16 protein-coding genes are annotated in these 17,445 nt (G+C 63.9%); 14 read left to right on the top strand and 2 right to left on the bottom strand.

The features are described 5' to 3' along the window. Positions 1 to 204 precede the first annotated feature (204 nt). The 14 genes from F0Q04_RS14990 (at position 205) to F0Q04_RS14925 (ending at position 15,594) form a co-directional block, all read left to right on the top strand. Entirely contained in the window at positions 205 to 2,439 is a 2,235-nt protein-coding gene (locus tag F0Q04_RS14990; protein WP_116924459.1) for an NADP-dependent isocitrate dehydrogenase, read from the top strand. Between the two features lie 511 nt (positions 2,440 to 2,950). Then, positions 2,951 to 3,316, top strand: coding sequence for a hypothetical protein (locus F0Q04_RS14985; RefSeq protein WP_182341729.1), 366 nt, complete (start codon positions 2,951 to 2,953; stop codon positions 3,314 to 3,316). A 128-nt stretch (positions 3,317 to 3,444) separates the two neighbouring features. Next, positions 3,445 to 3,774 carry a hypothetical protein gene (locus F0Q04_RS14980; RefSeq protein ID WP_198424322.1) on the top strand — a complete coding sequence of 110 codons (330 nt, stop codon included), beginning with the start codon at positions 3,445 to 3,447 and terminating at the stop codon, positions 3,772 to 3,774. Then, entirely contained in the window at positions 3,771 to 4,721 is a 951-nt protein-coding gene (locus F0Q04_RS14975; protein WP_232539358.1) for a CorA family divalent cation transporter, read from the top strand. Before F0Q04_RS14980 ends, F0Q04_RS14975 begins: the two co-directional genes overlap by 4 nt. A gap of 87 nt (positions 4,722 to 4,808) precedes the next feature. Further along, entirely contained in the window at positions 4,809 to 5,135 is a 327-nt protein-coding gene (locus F0Q04_RS14970; protein ID WP_182341726.1) for a hypothetical protein, read from the top strand. After that, positions 5,132 to 6,085, top strand: coding sequence for a CorA family divalent cation transporter (locus tag F0Q04_RS14965; protein ID WP_182341724.1), 954 nt, complete (start codon positions 5,132 to 5,134; stop codon positions 6,083 to 6,085). The genes F0Q04_RS14970 and F0Q04_RS14965 overlap by 4 nt, the downstream gene beginning before the upstream one ends. Continuing rightward, positions 6,082 to 6,990, top strand: coding sequence for a CorA family divalent cation transporter (locus tag F0Q04_RS14960; RefSeq protein ID WP_182341722.1), 909 nt, complete (start codon positions 6,082 to 6,084; stop codon positions 6,988 to 6,990). The genes F0Q04_RS14965 and F0Q04_RS14960 overlap by 4 nt, the downstream gene beginning before the upstream one ends. Before the next feature lie 152 nt (positions 6,991 to 7,142). Next, positions 7,143 to 8,336, top strand: coding sequence for a porin (locus F0Q04_RS14955; RefSeq protein ID WP_182341720.1), 1,194 nt, complete (start codon positions 7,143 to 7,145; stop codon positions 8,334 to 8,336). Positions 8,337 to 8,425: 89 nt separating this feature from the next. Continuing rightward, positions 8,426 to 9,499, top strand: coding sequence for a sensor histidine kinase (locus tag F0Q04_RS14950; RefSeq protein WP_182341718.1), 1,074 nt, complete (start codon positions 8,426 to 8,428; stop codon positions 9,497 to 9,499). Then, entirely contained in the window at positions 9,496 to 10,104 is a 609-nt protein-coding gene (locus tag F0Q04_RS14945) for a response regulator transcription factor (RefSeq protein ID WP_182341716.1), read from the top strand. Before F0Q04_RS14950 ends, F0Q04_RS14945 begins: the two co-directional genes overlap by 4 nt. Positions 10,105 to 10,479: 375 nt before the next feature. Continuing rightward, the gene (efeU, locus tag F0Q04_RS14940) at positions 10,480 to 12,588 is read left to right on the top strand and encodes an iron uptake transporter permease EfeU (RefSeq protein WP_182341714.1); all 2,109 of its coding nucleotides are present in this window, start codon (positions 10,480 to 10,482) and stop codon (positions 12,586 to 12,588) included. A 45-nt stretch (positions 12,589 to 12,633) separates the two neighbouring features. Then, positions 12,634 to 13,977, top strand: a complete 1,344-nt coding sequence (gene efeB, locus F0Q04_RS14935; RefSeq protein WP_182341712.1) for an iron uptake transporter deferrochelatase/peroxidase subunit — start codon at positions 12,634 to 12,636, stop codon at positions 13,975 to 13,977. 140 nt (positions 13,978 to 14,117) lie between these two features. Beyond that, on the top strand, positions 14,118 to 14,957 hold the full coding sequence (efeO, locus tag F0Q04_RS14930) for an iron uptake system protein EfeO (protein WP_198424321.1): 840 nt from the start codon (positions 14,118 to 14,120) through the stop codon (positions 14,955 to 14,957). A 130-nt stretch (positions 14,958 to 15,087) separates the two neighbouring features. Further along, a complete protein-coding gene (locus F0Q04_RS14925; RefSeq protein ID WP_116924014.1) occupies positions 15,088 to 15,594 on the top strand; it encodes a DUF6882 domain-containing protein in 507 nt (168 codons plus the stop codon). Positions 15,595 to 15,625: 31 nt separating this feature from the next. Here F0Q04_RS14925 and F0Q04_RS14920 read toward each other — a convergent pair whose 3' ends face one another. After that, positions 15,626 to 15,982 carry a VOC family protein gene (locus F0Q04_RS14920; protein WP_232539357.1) on the bottom strand — a complete coding sequence of 119 codons (357 nt, stop codon included), beginning with the start codon at positions 15,980 to 15,982 and terminating at the stop codon, positions 15,626 to 15,628. A 407-nt stretch (positions 15,983 to 16,389) separates the two neighbouring features. Further along, positions 16,390 to 17,385: a Bug family tripartite tricarboxylate transporter substrate binding protein gene (locus tag F0Q04_RS14915; RefSeq protein ID WP_182341709.1), complete on the bottom strand. Its 996-nt coding sequence runs from the start codon at positions 17,383 to 17,385 to the stop codon at positions 16,390 to 16,392. Positions 17,386 to 17,445 lie beyond the last annotated feature (60 nt).

Below are 17,445 nucleotides of genomic sequence, written 5' to 3'. Positions count from 1 at the left end.
AACTCTTGTATAAGACTTAAAAAGCAGCGACAATCCTTGGTGTTGAATTCCGTATTGTGATATTGCATTGCAACATTTGACGGACAGGCTTCCCAACGACTGGCGAGCGGTCCATCATGACGGAGTTTACGCGGGCGCGCCCTGGGCCGTGGAGACCGGCCAGGGCGCGACGCACATCAGAACTTTTGCCACTTGAAAGACCAGATGACTACCCAGCAACCCACCATCATCTACACCCTGACCGACGAAGCGCCTCGTCTGGCGACCGCAGCGTTCTTGCCAGTTGTTCGCAGCTTTGCGAGCGCCGCTGGCATCAATGTGGCCGAGAGTGATATTTCGCTGGCAGCCCGCATTCTGGGTGAATTCCCTGAGTTTCTGACCGAAGCACAGCGCGTGCCCAACAACCTGGCCGACCTGGGCAAGCTGACCTTGACGCCAGATGCCAACATCATCAAGCTGCCCAATATTTCCGCATCGGTGGGCCAGCTGCAAGAAGCGATCAAGGAACTGCAAGACCACGGCTACAAGCTGCCTGACTACCCAGACAGCCCTGCCAACGACGCAGAAAAAGACATCAAGGCGCGCTATAGCAAGTGCATCGGCTCGGCAGTGAATCCCGTGCTGCGCGAAGGCAACTCCGACCGCCGCGCACCGCTGGCCGTGAAGAACTACGCCAAGAAGCACCCCCACTCGATGGGCGAGTGGAAGCAGTGGTCGCAAACCCATGTCTCGCACATGGAAGAGGGCGACTTCTACCACGGCGAAAAGTCCATGACCCTGGACAAGGCCCGCGAAGTCAAGATGGTGCTGGAGACCAAGTCCGGCAAGACCGTGGTGCTCAAGGACAAGGTCAAGCTGCAGGACGCCGAAGTGGTCGACTCGATGTTCATGAGCAAGAAGGCCCTGCTGGCTTTCTACGAAAAGGAAATCGAAGACTGCAAGCAGTCGGGCATTTTGTTCTCGCTGCACGTCAAGGCCACGATGATGAAGGTGTCCCACCCCATCGTGTTTGGCCACTGCGTGCGCATTTTCTACAAGGAAGCGTTCGAGAAGCACGGCAAGCTGTTCGATCAGCTGGGCGTGAACGTCAACAACGGCATGGCCAATCTGTACGAAAAGATTGAAACCCTGCCTGCCTCGCAACGCGAAGAAATCATCCGCGACCTGCACAAGTGCCAGGAAGGCCGCCCAGCGCTGGCGATGGTGGACTCTGCCAAGGGCATCACCAACTTCCATTCGCCCAACGACGTGATCGTGGACGCATCGATGCCTGCGATGATCCGCGCCGGCGGCAAGATGTGGGGCGCCGATGGCAAGCCTTACGACTGCAAGGCCGTGATGCCTGAGTCGACCTTTGCCCGCATCTACCAGGAAGTGATCAACTTCTGCAAGTGGCACGGCAACTTCGACCCCAAGACCATGGGCACCGTGCCCAACGTGGGCCTGATGGCGCAAAAGGCCGAGGAATACGGCTCGCACGACAAGACCTTCGAGATCAGCGAAGACGGCGTGGCCAACATCGTGGACATCGCCACCGGCGAAGTGCTGATGAGCCAGAACGTGGAGCAGGGCGACATCTGGCGCATGTGCCAGGTCAAGGATGCCCCAATCCGCGACTGGGTCAAGCTGGCTGTCACCCGCGCCCGCAACTCCGGCATGCCTGCCGTGTTCTGGCTGGATCCGTACCGCCCACACGAAGCCGAGCTGATCAAGAAGGTGCAAACCTACCTGAAGGACCACGACACGAACGGCCTGGACATCCACATCCTGTCGCAAGTGCGCGCGATGCGCTTCACGCTGGAGCGCGCAGCCCGTGGCCTGGACACCATCTCGGTGACCGGCAACATCCTGCGTGACTACCTGACCGACCTGTTCCCGATTCTGGAGCTGGGCACCTCGGCCAAGATGCTGTCGGTGGTGCCGCTGATGCAAGGCGGCGGTCTGTACGAAACCGGCGCTGGCGGCTCGGCCCCCAAGCATGTCGAGCAGCTGGTGGAAGAAAACCACCTGCGCTGGGATTCGCTGGGAGAGTTCCTGGCGCTGGCCGTGTCCTTCGAAGAGCTGGGCATCAAGAACAACAACGAGCGCGCCAAGCTGCTGGCCCAGACCCTGGACCAGGCCACCGGCAAGCTGCTCGACGAGAACAAGTCGCCATCGCGCCGCACCGGTGAGCTGGACAACCGTGGCTCGCAGTTCTACATCGCGCTGTACTGGGCCCAGGCCCTGGCCGCGCAAACGACCGATGCCGAACTGGCAGCCAAGTTTGCGCCCCTGGCCAAGAGCCTGGCCGAGAATGAAGCCAAGATCGTGGCCGAACTCAAGGACGTGCAAGGCAAGCCTGCTGACATCGGCGGCTACTACCAGCCTGACGCCGCCAAGCTGGACGCCGTGATGCGCCCCAGCAGCACCTTCAACGCAGCGGTGGCTGCACTGGGCTGATAAGGCCCAGGCCCGGGCTGGCTGATGCCGCCCAGGCTGTTTTTGCGCAACCGGCAGACCCGTGAGGGCTGCCGGTTTTTTTTATTTGCTGTCGGGTTGGAGGCCGGCATGTGTTGGCGCCATATACCTTCGTATATCGCCCCCATCCCAATGGCGGTGGCATCTACCCCAAAGACCAGTGGCGATTGGCGCGCCAGCCTGCGAGAATTCTTTTTGTCGTCGCGAAAGACCTGCACTGTCGCACAACGATGACGCTCCGCCCCGGTCCATGTAAGCGCCCGACGATTGCCGCCGATGCGCACCTCAGTTGTTGAAGCACGACATGGGCATCCGCAGAACTTTTGACCTGGAGAAAAGCCATGGACCCCGATCCTGAGCCTGACATGCGCTGCTGCAAGCGCCGCCTCCCTTTGCAGTGCACCACCACCCCCTATCGGGCCATCGCCCCAAGTCCATCTCGCGCCTGAATGCATGAGAGGCCTTGGCGAGGCGCTGCCCCAAGGACCTTCTCATGCTGTTTTTTCACTCCCCATCCACCGCGCTTTTGCAGCGCGTCATCCGGGCCGCTGTGGCGTCTGACGCCTCTTCGGTGCTGCCCGCCTTTCTGGCATCCCAGGGCGACAAGCCATTCGCCCAGGCGCTGTCGGGCCTCTCCGGCCCGGTGGCAGCCGATGCACTGGCAATGCTGCCCACCGCTGACCGGGCACGGGTGGTCGCCCTCTTGAGCCGGGTTGCCCGTCAGCGCCTGCAGGGCCTTGACCGCCCAGCCAGGTTGACGGCTTACCGGCCCTCGGGCCGCTCCCGCGCGCTGTGCTGGCTAGGGGGCCCACGGGCCGATTTGCCCGCAGACCGGTCCGCCGCGAGCGCCCGCCGTTAGCACCTGCGCTGCGCGTTGCCACACGCGGCGCCTGCAGCCCTTTTCTTGCCAACCCGCTATCCCGCCAGCCCCTGGCACGCGCTTTTGCGCGCCAGGGCCGGGCAGGGCTGCGCCAACCAGGATGCACCATGCCATCTTCCCAATACCCGTCGCCCGGTGGATTACCACTGCCGGTCAACACCGAGCGGGCCCTCCATGGCCTCGTCTGGAGCCGGCCTGCACGCCGCCCCTTTGCAGTGCCGCCGCAGCGGCCCCGGCACTGGTCACGCTATGAGCGCCTGTCCTTGTCGATGCTGGGTCTTACCTGGGGCATCTTGTTGCTTGCCGTGGCAGCTTTGCATTTTGGCAACTACCACCGGGATACCAAGACCTCGTCCACCTCGGGCTCGCACGCGGGCTTTTACGAAAGCGCGCGTTCTCTCACATCCGATGCATCCGTGCAGGAGCCGTCGCCATGAGTATGCAGCGTAGCTCCCACCTGTTCCAACCCGCTGCCGATGCCAACGGGGACGCTGTGCCCCAGTGGCTGCGGATCCGTGCCGATGAGCCTGGCAAGCTGGCAGACATCAAGCAAAGCCTGGGGCTGGACATAGCCTACGGCCTGCAACGCAACCTGAGCCAGGATGGCGAGTTCAGCTACTTTGCGATCACGTTTTTAGGCGTGGAGCAAGGCTGCAAGAGAGCCAGTCGCGTCATTTTTGTGCTTGGCCGGGACATGCTCCTTTCTCTGGAGCCCAGCGACGCACCCCAGGCGCTGGAGATGGCGCAAGCCAGGATGCAACGCCAAGGCCATGGAGCGCGGGCATTCGAGAGTTTTGTGCTGGTCCTGCAGGCCATCAATGATGCGACCGATGCGTTGCTGGACTCGCTCAACAGCGATCTGGGGCGCGTGCTGGTGCAGACCAACGCGGTGCTGGGCAGCCTGGAGGCGCGGGACCGCGATTTTGGCGTAAGCGATGTGGTGGCAGCGCAGCTGGACCTGGGCGAGGTCGAAGAGCTGCTGTCCGATTGCCTGGAGAGCCAGCTGCAGCTGGCGCTGGCGGCCCGCCATGCGCTGGCGCGGATGCCCCTAGCTGATGCGCCTCTCCAGCCGCTGCTTAGCACCTTGATCGAAGACATCGAGGCCGTGGAGGAGCATGAGAGCTTTGTGCATGACCGGGTGCGCCTGCTCCAGACCACCAACAACATGGCGCTGAACGTCAAGCAAAACCAGATCGTCAAGGTGTTCTCCGTCGTGACGGCCCTGTTCCTGCCCGCGATGCTGATCTCTACCTACTACAGCATGAACGTTGCCCGCATGCCGATCCTTGAGTGGCAATACGGCGAGCCCTTCACCATCGCCCTGACGGCTGGGTTGGCGCTGCTGCCGCTGCTCTATGTCAAACACCGCGGCTGGCTGCGTTGAGCGCAGCGATGCCATTGCAAAGACCACATTTCTGCTTGCCGCAAGAAGCAGTGCGAAGTCTGTGACCCCCTACCTGGAGTATTTCTGATGCCGCCAACGACTGACAAAATTAGCTTTAGCTACACCACGCTCAACCGCCAACTCGAAGGCCTGGTGTGGAATGCCGACCTGAGCTTGCAAGATGCTAGCCAGGCCGCATCGCAGCGCCGCCAGGCGATCAACGAGGCACGTGCCAGCCGCCCGCGTACCGCGCAGATTGAGCGCGAAATCATGATCGCGGTGATCGTGCTGTATGCACTCATCCTGGGCAGCTTTGCCGCGCTGCATCTGTATGGGGGCTATGTGCTGGACCAGCAGGACAGGGCCAAGCAAGCCGCTGAACCCGCGCCGACCGCCAGTGAGGTGCAGCGATGAGCGAGGCCCGTATCCACTGCCACGCGGCCGGTGGCCTCATAGACGCCCGCCTGGCCCAGGCCGGCTGGCTGCGCCTCAACGCCCAGCAGGGCGAGTCGCTGGCGGCTGCGCAGCGTCTGCATAGGCTCAACCTGTCCTGGGAGCGCGGCCGGGCGGCAACGCAGGAAGGCGACTTTATCGTCATCCCTTTGGAGCTGGTCCTGCTCCAGGACGAGGCGTTCCGGGAGACGGTCGTGCTTTTTGCGCTCGGCAAGGAGCGGCTCATCAGCGTGGAGCAGGGCCCGCGCCTGCATGCCCTGGACCAGGCTGGCGAGCAACTGCTCGCGTCCATGGGCGATGGCTGCGCCCTCGACCCCTGCACAGCGATGTTCTGCATGCTCGACGCACTCAACGACGCGGCCCATGCCAGCTTGCGCGATATCGCCGCGCGCCTGGACGAGCGCAGCGATGCCGTGGCCGCGGCCAGCGGCGGGTTTGACACCGCCAAGCGCCAGGCAGGGGTGGCGGATATCGCCAGCACCGCCATGGCACTGGGTGAGGCCGAGGAGCTGGTGGCCAAGGCGGTTGAGGGGCAGTTGATGCTGGCGCGTGCAGGCCGTTGGCTGCGGCGCGCGGCAGGCGATGCACACTGGGGGCAGCGCTTGCCGGTGCAGCTGTCGGACATCCACAGCCTGCGGCGCTATGCCCGGTTTCAGCATGACAAGATCCGCAACCTGCAGCAGTCACTGATGACGACCCTCGATATCAAGCAGAACCAGGTGATCAAGGTGTTCACCGTGGTCACCGCTGTTTTCACACCTCCCACCCTGGTCGCTGCGTTTTACGGGCAGAACTTTGCCTACATGCCCGAGCTGGCGCTGCCTTGGGGGGAGTGGATGGTCATGGGGCTGACAGGCCTGTTCGCGCTGGTGCCGCTGGCCTACATCAAACGCAAGGGGTGGATGCGATGACGTGGGATCAAACCTTGCCTCTATGGACGCGCCTGCATGCCGCCAGCCCCCAGGCGCTCGATGACCTGGGCAGGCGCCATGGCATCGACCTGCTGCCAACAACCGCGCAGCGCCAATGGGGTGCGGGTGCTGCGATGCGCATCCGATGCGCGCGCGTGCAAGACGGGAGGGTGCTGGTGGCCGATCTGCTGTGGCACCAGGCTGCGGATGCGCAGGCGCTCTACACGGTCGAGACAGGCTACCGCATGCTGCGCCCGGGTCAGGCGCTCGAGCGCTTCAAGGCGCAGGGCTTGCCTGCGGGCAGCGCGCATGCCGTCGCGCTGGTGCTGCTGCACCAGTTGCTGGGCCAGACCGGTCTGGTGCTGGACGGCATCGACAAGGGGCTGGCGACCTCGATGCGCTCGCTGCGGAGCTTCCAGTTGACGGTGGGCACGCCCGGCACCCGGGGTGCCCAAGACCTGACCGATGTAGACAGCCATCTGTCCATGCTCCACCGGCCGCTGTCGGTGGTTGTGCAGGCGCTCGATGACCTGGCCCAGGCAGCCATGCAGCTGCGCCGCGGTGCTTGGCAGGGATCACAGCTGCAGAGCATTCATGTGGATGCGCTGCTGGCCGAGATCGAGGGCGTACAGCGGCGGGCTCGCTGCATGCTCGATCGCCAGCGCTTCCACCGCCGTGCGGCCGAGGAAACGGTGGCAATGAGCGACCTGAATGTGACCAAGGTATTCAGTGTGCTCTGGGCGGCCTTTATTCCGGGTACGGCCCTGATCAACTGGTATGGCCAGAATTTTCGGGTGATGCCCGAGCTGTCCTGGCAGGGCTCGCTCTGGATGCAGTTGCTCGCCGTATTGGTGCTCACCGCCATCCCTGTCTGGATGGTCAAGCACTCGGGCACATTGCGATGACAGCACCAAGTCCATTGCATCGGTTGTTTTTGCGCCATTGCCTCACCCGCCGTTTGCCCTTTATCTTTCACCTGCCCCTTTTTCAGCAGCCAGGCCGCTGCGCCCGTCGCAGGATGCGACAGCGCCCTGGCCGCGCCATGACCGAGCCCGCTATGTCGCCATTGTTTTTTCCCAGGGTCGCCTTGCGCTCGGCCCCGCCCCGGCAGCCATCCGTCCGCCGGGCTTGGGCCCGTACGCTGTCCAGCGGTGCAGCCGCACTGGCCGCCGCAGCCGCAATGCCAGCCCTGGCGCAGACCAGCCTGCGCCTGTATGGCACGGTCGATGCCGCCATCGGCTGGACCCGGGTGAGCGGGGCGCCAACGCAAAAGAGCCTGCTGAGTGGCGGCCAGTCCGATTCGCTCTGGGGCCTGCAGGGCCGCGAGGCACTGGGTGGCAGCAGCTACGCCGCCTTTGCGCTGGAAGGCGGCCTGGATGCCACCCACGGCGCGCCCGATGACCCGGCAAGGCCGTTCAACTACCAGTCCTGGGTGGGGGTGGGCAATGCGAGCCTGGGCGAGCTGCGCCTGGGGCGCCAGTACACCGTGGGCCAGGCCTTTGTCAGTGCGATCGAGGTCGGGTCCTGGAAGAGCTTTGGTGTGGGCGCCTTGTTGCGGGCCTCGGACAACTACCAGGTGTCCCAGCAGATCAGCTGGCGCAGCCCGCAGTGGGGCGGTGTACAGCTGGGCGCCAGTTACAGCTTTGATGCGGGTGACGCGCCAGCCGCAGGCACGACGGGCAGCGCCACCCACAAGCTCTACAGTTTGGCACTGCGCTATGAGGACGGCCCCTGGCTGCTGGCTGCGAGCTGGGAGCAGGCCAATGCCGTCCTTTTGCACGCTGGCTTGGCGGGCCGGCACCCCAGTGCCGCGCAACTGGGTGCCAGCTACAACTTTGGCGTGGCACGCCTGGCGGCGGGCTGGAGCCGCCAGCGCAATGGCTTTGTCGGGCGCAATGGCGGCGATGGTTCGGCGGATTTGCAGGCGGCCGGGCTCAAGGGGCTGGGGCCGATCGAGTTCATCGATGGCGGCCGCCTGGACGCGCTCTATCTGGGTGTGTCCATCCCTCTGAACCACGGCGAGCTGCAAGCACAGTGGTCCCAGGCGCGGCCCAACTGGGATTGGCAGGACAGCGGTGCGCGCGCGAAAACCAGCCAGGTGATGTCGTTGGGCTATATCCACCCGCTGTCGCTGAGCACCAGTGTCTATGCCTTTGTTGCCCATGGGCGTGCCTATGCACTGGATGCGGCCGTGGATGCCAGCCAGACCACCGTGAGCCGGGTGGCTTTTGGACTGAACACCCGTTTTTGATGTGGGGGGCCTTTGGTCCCACGTTGCCGTTGACGTGGTAGCCTTTTGCGATCCCTGCAACCCAGCGCCGCTTTGTGTGCGTGTTTCTGATGACGACCCCGTTCCTGCCACCCCAACTCTGGCGCCGCCCAGGCCTGCACGTCATGGCGATGGTGCTCGCGCTGGTGCTGCTGTTTCTGATCGACACGGCGACCCGTTACGAAGTGGCGGTGTCGGTGTTCTACACCGTGGTCATTGTGGCGATGGCCCATGTGCTGGCCTTGCGGGGGCTCATGGTGCTCACCGGCAGCTGCATTGCGCTGACTTGGCTGAGCTTTTTCATCACCCGCTATGGCGACCTGCGCGCAGGCCAGATCAATATGCTGATCAGCACGGTGGCCATTCTGATCACGGGCTACCTGGCCTGCAGGGCGGAATTGGCGCGCGCGGCCGCCCATGAGGCCCAGGCCAGGCTCTTGCGCATCTCGCGCATCCACAGCCTGGAGGGCTTGACCACCTCGATTGCGCATGAGCTCAACCAGCCGTTGGCAGCGATCGTGACCAGCGGCCATGCCTGCCAGCGCTGGATGGAGCAAGACCCGCCCAACCTGGACAAGGCCCGGCAGGCGCTCTTGCGCATTCTGGGCGATGCCGACCGGGCCAGCGCCATCATTGGCCGGGTGCGCAAGCTCAGCAAGGGCGAACCCGCCAGCCCCAGGCCCTTTGTCTTCAACGCCGCCGTGCGCGAAGTGCTGGCGCTGTCCCAGGCGGAGATACAGCGACTGGACATCGCGATGCGTGCCGATCTGGCCGCTGGCCTTCCCCTGGCGCTGGCCGATCCGGTGCAGGTCCAGCAGGTCATCGCCAATCTGGTGCTCAATGCGATGGAGGCCACGGCCTTGGTGGATATAGCGCGCCGCACCATCCTGGTGGAATCGCTGCAGCTGCAGGACAAGCTGGTGTTTCGGGTATCGGATGGCGGCCCGGGCCTGCCCGCTGGTGCGCAGGAGCAGGTGTTTGAACCTTTCTGGACCACCAAGCATGAGGGCATTGGCGTGGGGCTGAGCATCAGCCGCAGCATTGTCGAGAGCAATGGTGGCCATATCTGGGCGGAGCCCCATCTACAGGGTGGGGCGGTGTTTGCATTCAGCGTGCCGGTGGCGCCGCAGGAGGGCCTGGCATGACGGAAGCTGCGATGGTCTATGTGGTCGATGACGACCACTCGGTGCGCGCCGCGCTGGAGGATCTGCTCGCCTCTGTCGGCTTGCCTGTGCGCTCCTTCGCCTCTGCGGCCGAATTTCTGGCGCATCCGCCCGCTGATGCGCCCGCCTGCCTGGTGCTCGATGTGCGCATGCCCGGGCAAAGCGGCATGGAGTTCCAGCGCCAGATGCAGAGCCTGGGCCTGCTGCTGCCCGTGGTCTTCATCACCGGACACGGCGATATTGCGATGGGCGTCAAGGCCATCAAGCAGGGCGCCATCGACTTTCTGGCCAAACCTTTTCGGGACCAGGATCTGCTCGATGCCATCCACCACGGCATTGCGCAAGACCGCGCCCGGCGCCTGCAGGATGCGGACCGGGCCGAGAGCCATGGCCGCTGGCAGGCGCTCTCCGAGGGCGAGCGCGAGGTGGTGCGGCTGGTGGTGCAGGGCCTGCTCAACAAGCAGATTGCGCACCAGCTGCAGCTGAGTGAGGTGACGGTGAAAGTGCGGCGTAGCAATGCGATGCGCAAGCTGCAGCTGAGCTCAGTGGCCGATCTGGTGCGCCTGACTGAAAAGCTGGGCGTCTAGCTGCTGGCCAGGACCCCAGTGCGGTGCGGGAGAGGAGCCGAGGCTGAAGCCAGCCTTACGCCATGATGGCGGCATGGGTGTTTCTTGGATGGCCGGTGCTATCTAATTGATAGCTTCAAAGCCATGTGCGCGATGATAAGATATGCGTTTTTGCTTGTAAATGCTGTGCCCGCGTGTAGGCGGCCTTCGGTTGCGCTGACTGCGACGGCGATTTGGTCTTAACATGCTGCACCTGCCTTTGCTGCATCGCCGCATTGTCTGCCTGCGGCTGGCCGTGGGCCGTTCGGCGCGGTTGGGCATTTATCGACAGAACTGAGAAAGATCAGCAGGCGGCGCGGCCCTTGGCATGCGCCCCCGGCTTGAGCAACACATTACATGCTGGTTCCTTTTTTGATTATGTTGCGCGAGGGCATTGAGGCCGCGCTGATCGTTGGCATCATTGCCAGTTTCCTGCGCCACACGGGCCGCGCCCGCCTGATGCCCGCCGTTTGGGCCGGGGTGTTTCTCGCGCTGGGCCTGTCGCTGTTTGTCGGCGCTGGCCTGCAGTGGATGGCGGCCGAGTTTCCGCAAAAGCAGCAGGAGCTGTTTGAAGGCCTGGTCGGTTTTATCGCCGTGGGCATGCTGACGGGCATGGTTTTCTGGATGCGCAAGGCCTCGCGCTCGATCAAGGGCGAGTTGCAGGCCTCGGTCGACAAGGCGCTCAGCACCTCGGGCAGTGCCAGCTGGGCGCTGATCGGCATGGTCTTTCTGGCCGTCGCCCGCGAAGGGGTGGAATCGGTCTTCTTCTTGCTCGCCATCTTTCAGCAAAGCTCGGGCTGGGGCGCAGCGGCTGGCGCCTTCCTCGGCGTGGCGCTGTCGGTGCTGCTGGGCATTGGACTCTACAAAGGCGGTGTGCGCATCAATCTGCGCCAGTTCTTCCGCTACACCGGCGTCTTTATCTTGGTGGTCGCGGCTGGCCTGCTGGCTGGTGCGGTGCGCCGCCTGCATGAGGCTGGTGTCTGGAACCAGCTGCAGCAAGTCGTGTTCGATAGCAGCGGTGTTTTGCCCGAGGACAGCCCGCTGGGCGTGATTCTGGGCGGCCTGCTGGGCTATATGCATGCGCCAGTCGTCGGCGAAGTGCTGGCCTGGGCGCTGTACCTGGCCGTGACCTTGGTGATGTTTTTCTGGCCGGTCAAGGTGGCGCCTGCTGTGGCCGGCGTGCCTGCCGCGCCCACCCGCGCCGCTGCACCGACCCCCGTGCCCGCTGCAGAATCTGCGCCGCGTCTGGGCCCGGTGGTGCTGGGCAGTGTGGTCGTGTTCCTGCTGGGCGCTGCTGCCTTCTGGCAGGCATCGACCGCGCCGCATGCCAGCGGCGCTGCTGCGGGTAGCGCCACCTCAGCCGATGGCGTGCCAGTGGTGACCATTGAGATCAACCAGGGCACCTGCACCCCCAATGCGGTGACGGTGCCGGCAGGCAAGGTGATCTTCCGCATCGTCAACCAATCGCAGCGCGCGCTGGAGTGGGAGATTCTGGACGGCGTGATGGTGCTCGAAGAGCGCGAGAACATTCTGCCAGGCATGACGCAGCAGCTGAGCGCTCGCCTGGTGCCAGGCAATTACGAGATGACCTGCGGCCTGCTCAACGCCGCGCGTGGCAGCCTGACGGTGACGACCTCGGACGCCTTCAAGGCCGAGGCGGCCAAGCCGCCGGTGACCGCCTTCCTGGGCGCACTGGCCGAGTACCAGGTCTATATGCTGACCGAGACGGCCAGCCTGCAAGAGATGGTCGATGCGCTGCAGCAGCGCCTGGCCCACCCGCTGGAAGCCGGCGCGATGCCGCAAGACGGCTACCCCGCCGATGCGCAGCAGCTGGCAGCGCTGGCGCGTGGCCAGTACCAAAAGCTGGCACCGCTGGCGGTGCAGTATGGTGATTTGAATGGCCGCATCGATGCGCGTGCCGCAGACTTTGCGCTGCGCGACAAGGACCCGGCCTTTGTGGGGCTGCAGCGCATTGCTGCTGGCCTGCAAGCGGGTGAGGCGGCAGACCAGCTGCTGCCGCTGGCCACCAGCTTGCAGCAGGATGTGCAACAACTGGCCCAGCGCCTGGGTGACGCGGCCTTGCAGCCCCAGTCGATTGCTGCCGCTGCGGCCAAGGCGCTGGAGCGCGCCTCGACGCTGATCCCTGGCGAGGCGACCACGCCCGAGCAGGGCCTGGCCGTGCTGCAGTTTTTCTACGGCAGCTGGGCTGCGGCCAACAAGGCCCAGCAAGTGCTGGGCCCCGTGCTGGCCAATGCCAACCCGGGCCTGAACCAGCAGCTGCAAGACAGCCTGGCCAAGCTGCGCCAGCGCATGCAAGAGCTGGGCGTGCCCGCCGATGACAGCCAGGTGGGCGACACAGCCGGCACCGCGCTGAACCCGGTGCAGTGCCAGAACCTGGCCCAGGCGCTCTACCAGGCATCGCAAAGCATGGCCAAGGTCAATGCAGCGCTGGGCTTGCAGCCCTGAACTTTCCGCCTTCTATTTCTACAAATAACACACAGAAAGCACCACATGTCTTTGTTCAAGAACAGGAACGCGTCTCAATCCGCAGCTCCGGGCAGTACCGACCCCGCCAGGCGGCGCTGGCTGGGGGAAGCCGCTGGCGTCATGGGCGCCGGCGTGCTGGCGGGCATGCCTGCACGCCAGGCGCTGGCTGCGGAAGACGCCTCGCCCGGCAATACCCAGGTGGCCGATGCGCCGCACACCAGCGTGTCGCAGCAGCGCGTGCCGTTCTACGGCAAGCACCAGGCCGGTATCGTCACGCCCCGGCCGCTGGCCGGCATGTTGGTCAGCTTTGATGTGCTGGCCAGCAACCAGGCGGAGCTCGAGCGCCTGTTCAAAACCCTGACCGAGCGCATCCACTTTCTGACCCAGGGCGGCGCGCAACCAGTGCTCGATCCCAAGCTGCCGCCGGCTGGCTCGGGCATTTTGGGCCCGGTGGTGCAGCCCGATGCACTGACGGTGACCGTCGGCGTGGGCCACAGCCTGTTTGATAGCCGCTTTGGTCTGAAGAACCAGTGCCCCAAGCGCCTGACCCCCATGCAGCAGCACCCCAATGACGCGCTGCAGGCCGCGCTCTGCCATGGCGATCTGTCGATCCAGTTCTGCGCCAACACGCCCGATACCAATATCCATGCGCTGCGCGACATCATCAAGAACCTGCCCGATCTGCTGATGGTGCGCTGGAAGCAGGAGGGCTCGGTGCCGCCGATTCCCGCCGCCGTGGGCCAGTCCGCAGAGAGCGCGCGCAACTTTCTGGGCTTCCGTGATGGCTCGGCCAACCCCCAGTCCGATGACGACGCGATGATGCGCCGCATTGTCTGGGTGCAGCCCGAGTCGGACGAACCCGCCTGGGCCGCTGGTGGCAGCTACCAGGCCGTGCGCATCATCCGCAATTTTGTCGAGCGCTGGGACCGCACGCCGCTGGGCGAGCAAGAGGCCATCATGGGCCGCGACAAGGACAGCGGTGCGCCGCTCGATGCGCGCAAGAAGACCGAGCACGACACGCCCGACTATGCGGCCGATCCCGAAGGCAAGAAGACGCCGATGGATGCGCATATCCGCCTGGCCAACCCACGCAACCATGGCAGCGAGGCCAACCTGATCCTGCGCCGCCCCTTCAACTACTCCAATGGCGTGACCAAGTCGGGCCAGCTGGAGATGGGCCTGCTGTTCATCTGCTACCAGGCCGATCTGGAAAAGGGCTTTGTCACGGTGCAAAAGCGGCTCGATGGCGAGCCGCTCGAAGAATACATCAAGCCCATTGGCGGCGGCTTTTTCTATGTGCTGCCGGGCGTGGCCGACGCCCATGACTGGCTGGGACGCGGCCTGCTGGCCGCTGCCGCCAAGGCCTGATCTCGTTTCCTAACCAGCCACTGGTGTCTGTACTGCAAGGCCTGGGCGCGTCCATCTTCATGAAGGACGCCAGCCTGGGTTGGGCATTGGGATGCTGGAAGCCAAAAATTATCAATCTAACAGTATCTAGGAGTTCTCGTATGTCCATGCGTCGCCAATTCTTGCAAGGCCTGCTGCTGGCCGGCAGTGCCAGCGTCATTCCCCTGTCCAGCTGGGCAGCAGACGGCGTGTCTGCGCTGGAGCTGGTCAAGCCGCTGGCCGAGTACAAGCTGTACGTCAACACCAACCTGCGCGAGCTGGTCAAGGGTGTGCAGGCCTTTACCGATGCGGTCAAGGCCGGCAAGGTCGAAGAAGCCAAGAAGATGTACGCCACCGTGCGTCGCCCTTATGAGCGCATCGAGCCTATCGCCGAGCTGTTTGCCGATCTGGACAAGAGCATGGACTCGCGCGCCGATGACCATGAAAAAGCCGAGAAGGACCCGGGCTTCACCGGCTTCCACCGCATCGAGTACGGCCTGTGGGTCGAGAAGAGCACCAAGGGCCTGACCCCCTTTGCCGACAAGCTGCTGGCCGACGCCAAGGAGCTGCAAAAGCGCGTGAGCGGCCTGACCTTCCCGCCTGAAAAGGTCGTGGGCGGCGCTGCGGTGCTGATGGAAGAGGTGGCTGCCACCAAGATCTCGGGTGAAGAAGAGCGCTACAGCCACACCGACCTGGACGACTTCCAGGCCAACTTCGAAGGTGCGGACAAGATTTTTGAACTGTTGCGCCCCTTGGTCGAGAAAAAGGACAAGGCCTTTGTCGAGAAGACCGCATCGAACTTCAAGACCGTGTTCGACATCCTGGCCAAGTACCGCAAGCCCGATGGCAGCTTTGAGCTGTACACCAAGCTGAATGAGGCCGACCGCAAGATCCTGGCCGGCCGCGTGAACACGCTGGCCGAAGACCTGTCCAAGCTGCGCGGCATGCTTGGCCTGAACTGATAGCGCCCTCAGCTTGCTGAACGATGGACCGCACCTGTGCAAGGGGCGGTTTTTTTAGGGCCGACGCGGTTGCTGACCAGCAGGCCCGGATTGGCCGACAATGGCGGCTGCATTTTGAACCGCTAGCGCTATGAACGACACCACCACCAGCCCCAAAGGGGGCGAGACCGACTGGGCCGCCTGGAGCCGCGAAGCCGTCGAGACCATGATGGCCCGCAATACCGAGTGGCCCCGCCAGTTTGGCCTGCACAGCGCGCCGCACTACCACTGGGATCTGCAAAGCGCCAGCCTGGTGCTGCAGGCGCCCTTGCATGAGGTGCAGGGCACCGTCTGCCTGGTGGGTACCAGCAGCGAGAGCGAAGGCAGCTTTGTGTGGAGCTGGGCCAATGCCAATATCCCCGCCCAGCATGGCCAGGCCTTGGAGGTCGTCCACGACTTTGGCCGCGAGCACCAGCTGGCCTTGCTGACCACCGCAAGCATCCCTGGCGGCCGGCCCGAGGCAACCGAGTGCCTCTGCATTGCCGCCCGGCTGCAGCGCGCCATTGGCACCTTTATCGACCAGCAAGGCGATATCACGCTGTACTTCAGCATCCTGCATCTGCAGGTGGTGCAGAACCCGGACCAGGCGCTGCAGTAAAGGTTTGCCGCCCGCAGCTTGCCGCCGGCAGCTAGCTGCCTGCCGGGCAATGCAAGCCCAGGCTGCAACCAAAGGGGTCCAGCAGCATGGCCGCTGTGGCCCCCAGGCTGGTCGTCATCGGCCCCCGGTAGAGCCGCGCGCCATGGGCCTGCAGGCGCTCGATAGCAGCGCCCAGATCAGCCACCTCCCAGTACACCGTCGTGCCGCCCACCCCGCCCGGGCATTTGCCATCGGCGGGATGAAAGCCGATCAACAGGCCCGGGCCCTGCACAAAGGCATAGTGCGCGTTCTCGTGCTGCACCTCCGTGCCCAAGAGCTGGGCATACCAGGCGGCTGCGGCATCGATATCGGCGACAAACAGCACGACGGAGTCCAGTTTTTTGAACAAGGCTATTCTTTGCTTTGAGGGGGAGGTGGTGGGCTGCGCGATTGTGGCATGGCGCAGCGGGGCGTGAGCTTCGGTGCAGTACATCCGCGGTGTTTGCTTCATACAAACACTCATTCAGCCTAAGGCAGATATTGTGTTGCATTGACCGGTTGAATTCACAACCCGTTGCAGCGGGCCGCTTCACAAAGCTGAACTACAGCAGCGCAGCGATTGCCGTCCTCGCTTTCGTCATCCGAGCCCGAATGATTCAAAATGAATCCGATCCATCAAATGCCGGGGCCAAACACCTAGGGCAGCGGTGGCGATCCAAGGTTTCATAGTAGCAACTCCGTGCGAAAAGACAGTCTCAAAAGCGTAGAGCAGTCTGAATCTGCCTTTTGTTGGAGGAGTTCGATCCATCTGCGGTCTCAATCCATTTTGACTTGTGCGGCTTTCACCGCCGCCTGCATGCGCAGCTTTTCGCTCGCCATAAAACGGGTCGCCACATCCGTCGGGGTGAGCTGGATCTCGTAGCCCTGGGCTATTAGCGCTTCGCGGGCTTCTGGGGAGGCAATGCCTTGCACAAAGCCTTGGTAGAGGCGATCTATTTCTGTCTTGGGTACACCCGCTGGGGCAATGGCGGCGATCCAGCCGTCCAGCTCGTACTGCGGCAGGCCTTGTTCGGCAATGGTGGGCACATCGGGCAGGCTGGCGCTGCGTTTGGCGCTGGTGATGCCAATGGCGCGCAGGTTCCCGGCCTTGATGTGGGCCATGGCGGGTGCGACCGCCACCACCCCCAGCTGCACCTGGCCGCTGAGCAAGTCATTCATCAGCTGGCCCATGCCCTTGTAGGGGATGTGGGGCACATCGATCTGTGCCTGCTCGACAAACATGGCAGCGCCCAAATGCAGGATGGTGCCATTGCCCGATGAGCCGTAATTGAGGGTGCCGGGATGGGCCTTGGCGTGGGCAATCAGCTCCTGCACAGTACGTGCAGGCACCTTGGGGTTGGCCACCAGCACAAAGGGCGTGGTGCCGATGATGGTGATGGGCGCGATGTCCTTGATCGAATCAAAGGGAATGTTTTTGTACAGGCTGGGGTTGACGACGTGGTTGTTGCTGACGATGCCAATGGTGTCCCCATCTTTGGACGCCCGCACAATCTGCGCCGTGCCGGTGATGCCGCCTGCGCCAGGCAGGTTCTCAATCACCAGGGTCTGGCCCAGGGCTTTGCTGATGGGCGTGCTTATGGCGCGAATGGCGCCGTCGGCCCCCGAGCCCGCCGATAGCGGCAAGATGACGCGCAGCGCTTTGTCGTGCCCTGCCGGCTTGGTTTGCGCCAGCGCGGGCAAGGCGCCACTAGTGAGGCTGGCCAGCGCCATGGCCAGTACGGTGCGGCGGGTGTATGGGCGGGTGGGGTGCATGTTTGTCTCCTGATTGCGGCTTTTCGCCTGTCTATAAAGGATTTTATGCTCTTATATTAG

It is taken from the genome of Comamonas koreensis, assembly GCF_014076495.1.
Taxonomy (GTDB): Bacteria; Pseudomonadota; Gammaproteobacteria; order Burkholderiales; family Burkholderiaceae_C; genus Comamonas; species Comamonas squillarum.
The sequence above is the reverse complement of the archived record's forward strand: the minus strand, read 5'-3'. Positions and strand labels throughout refer to the sequence as shown.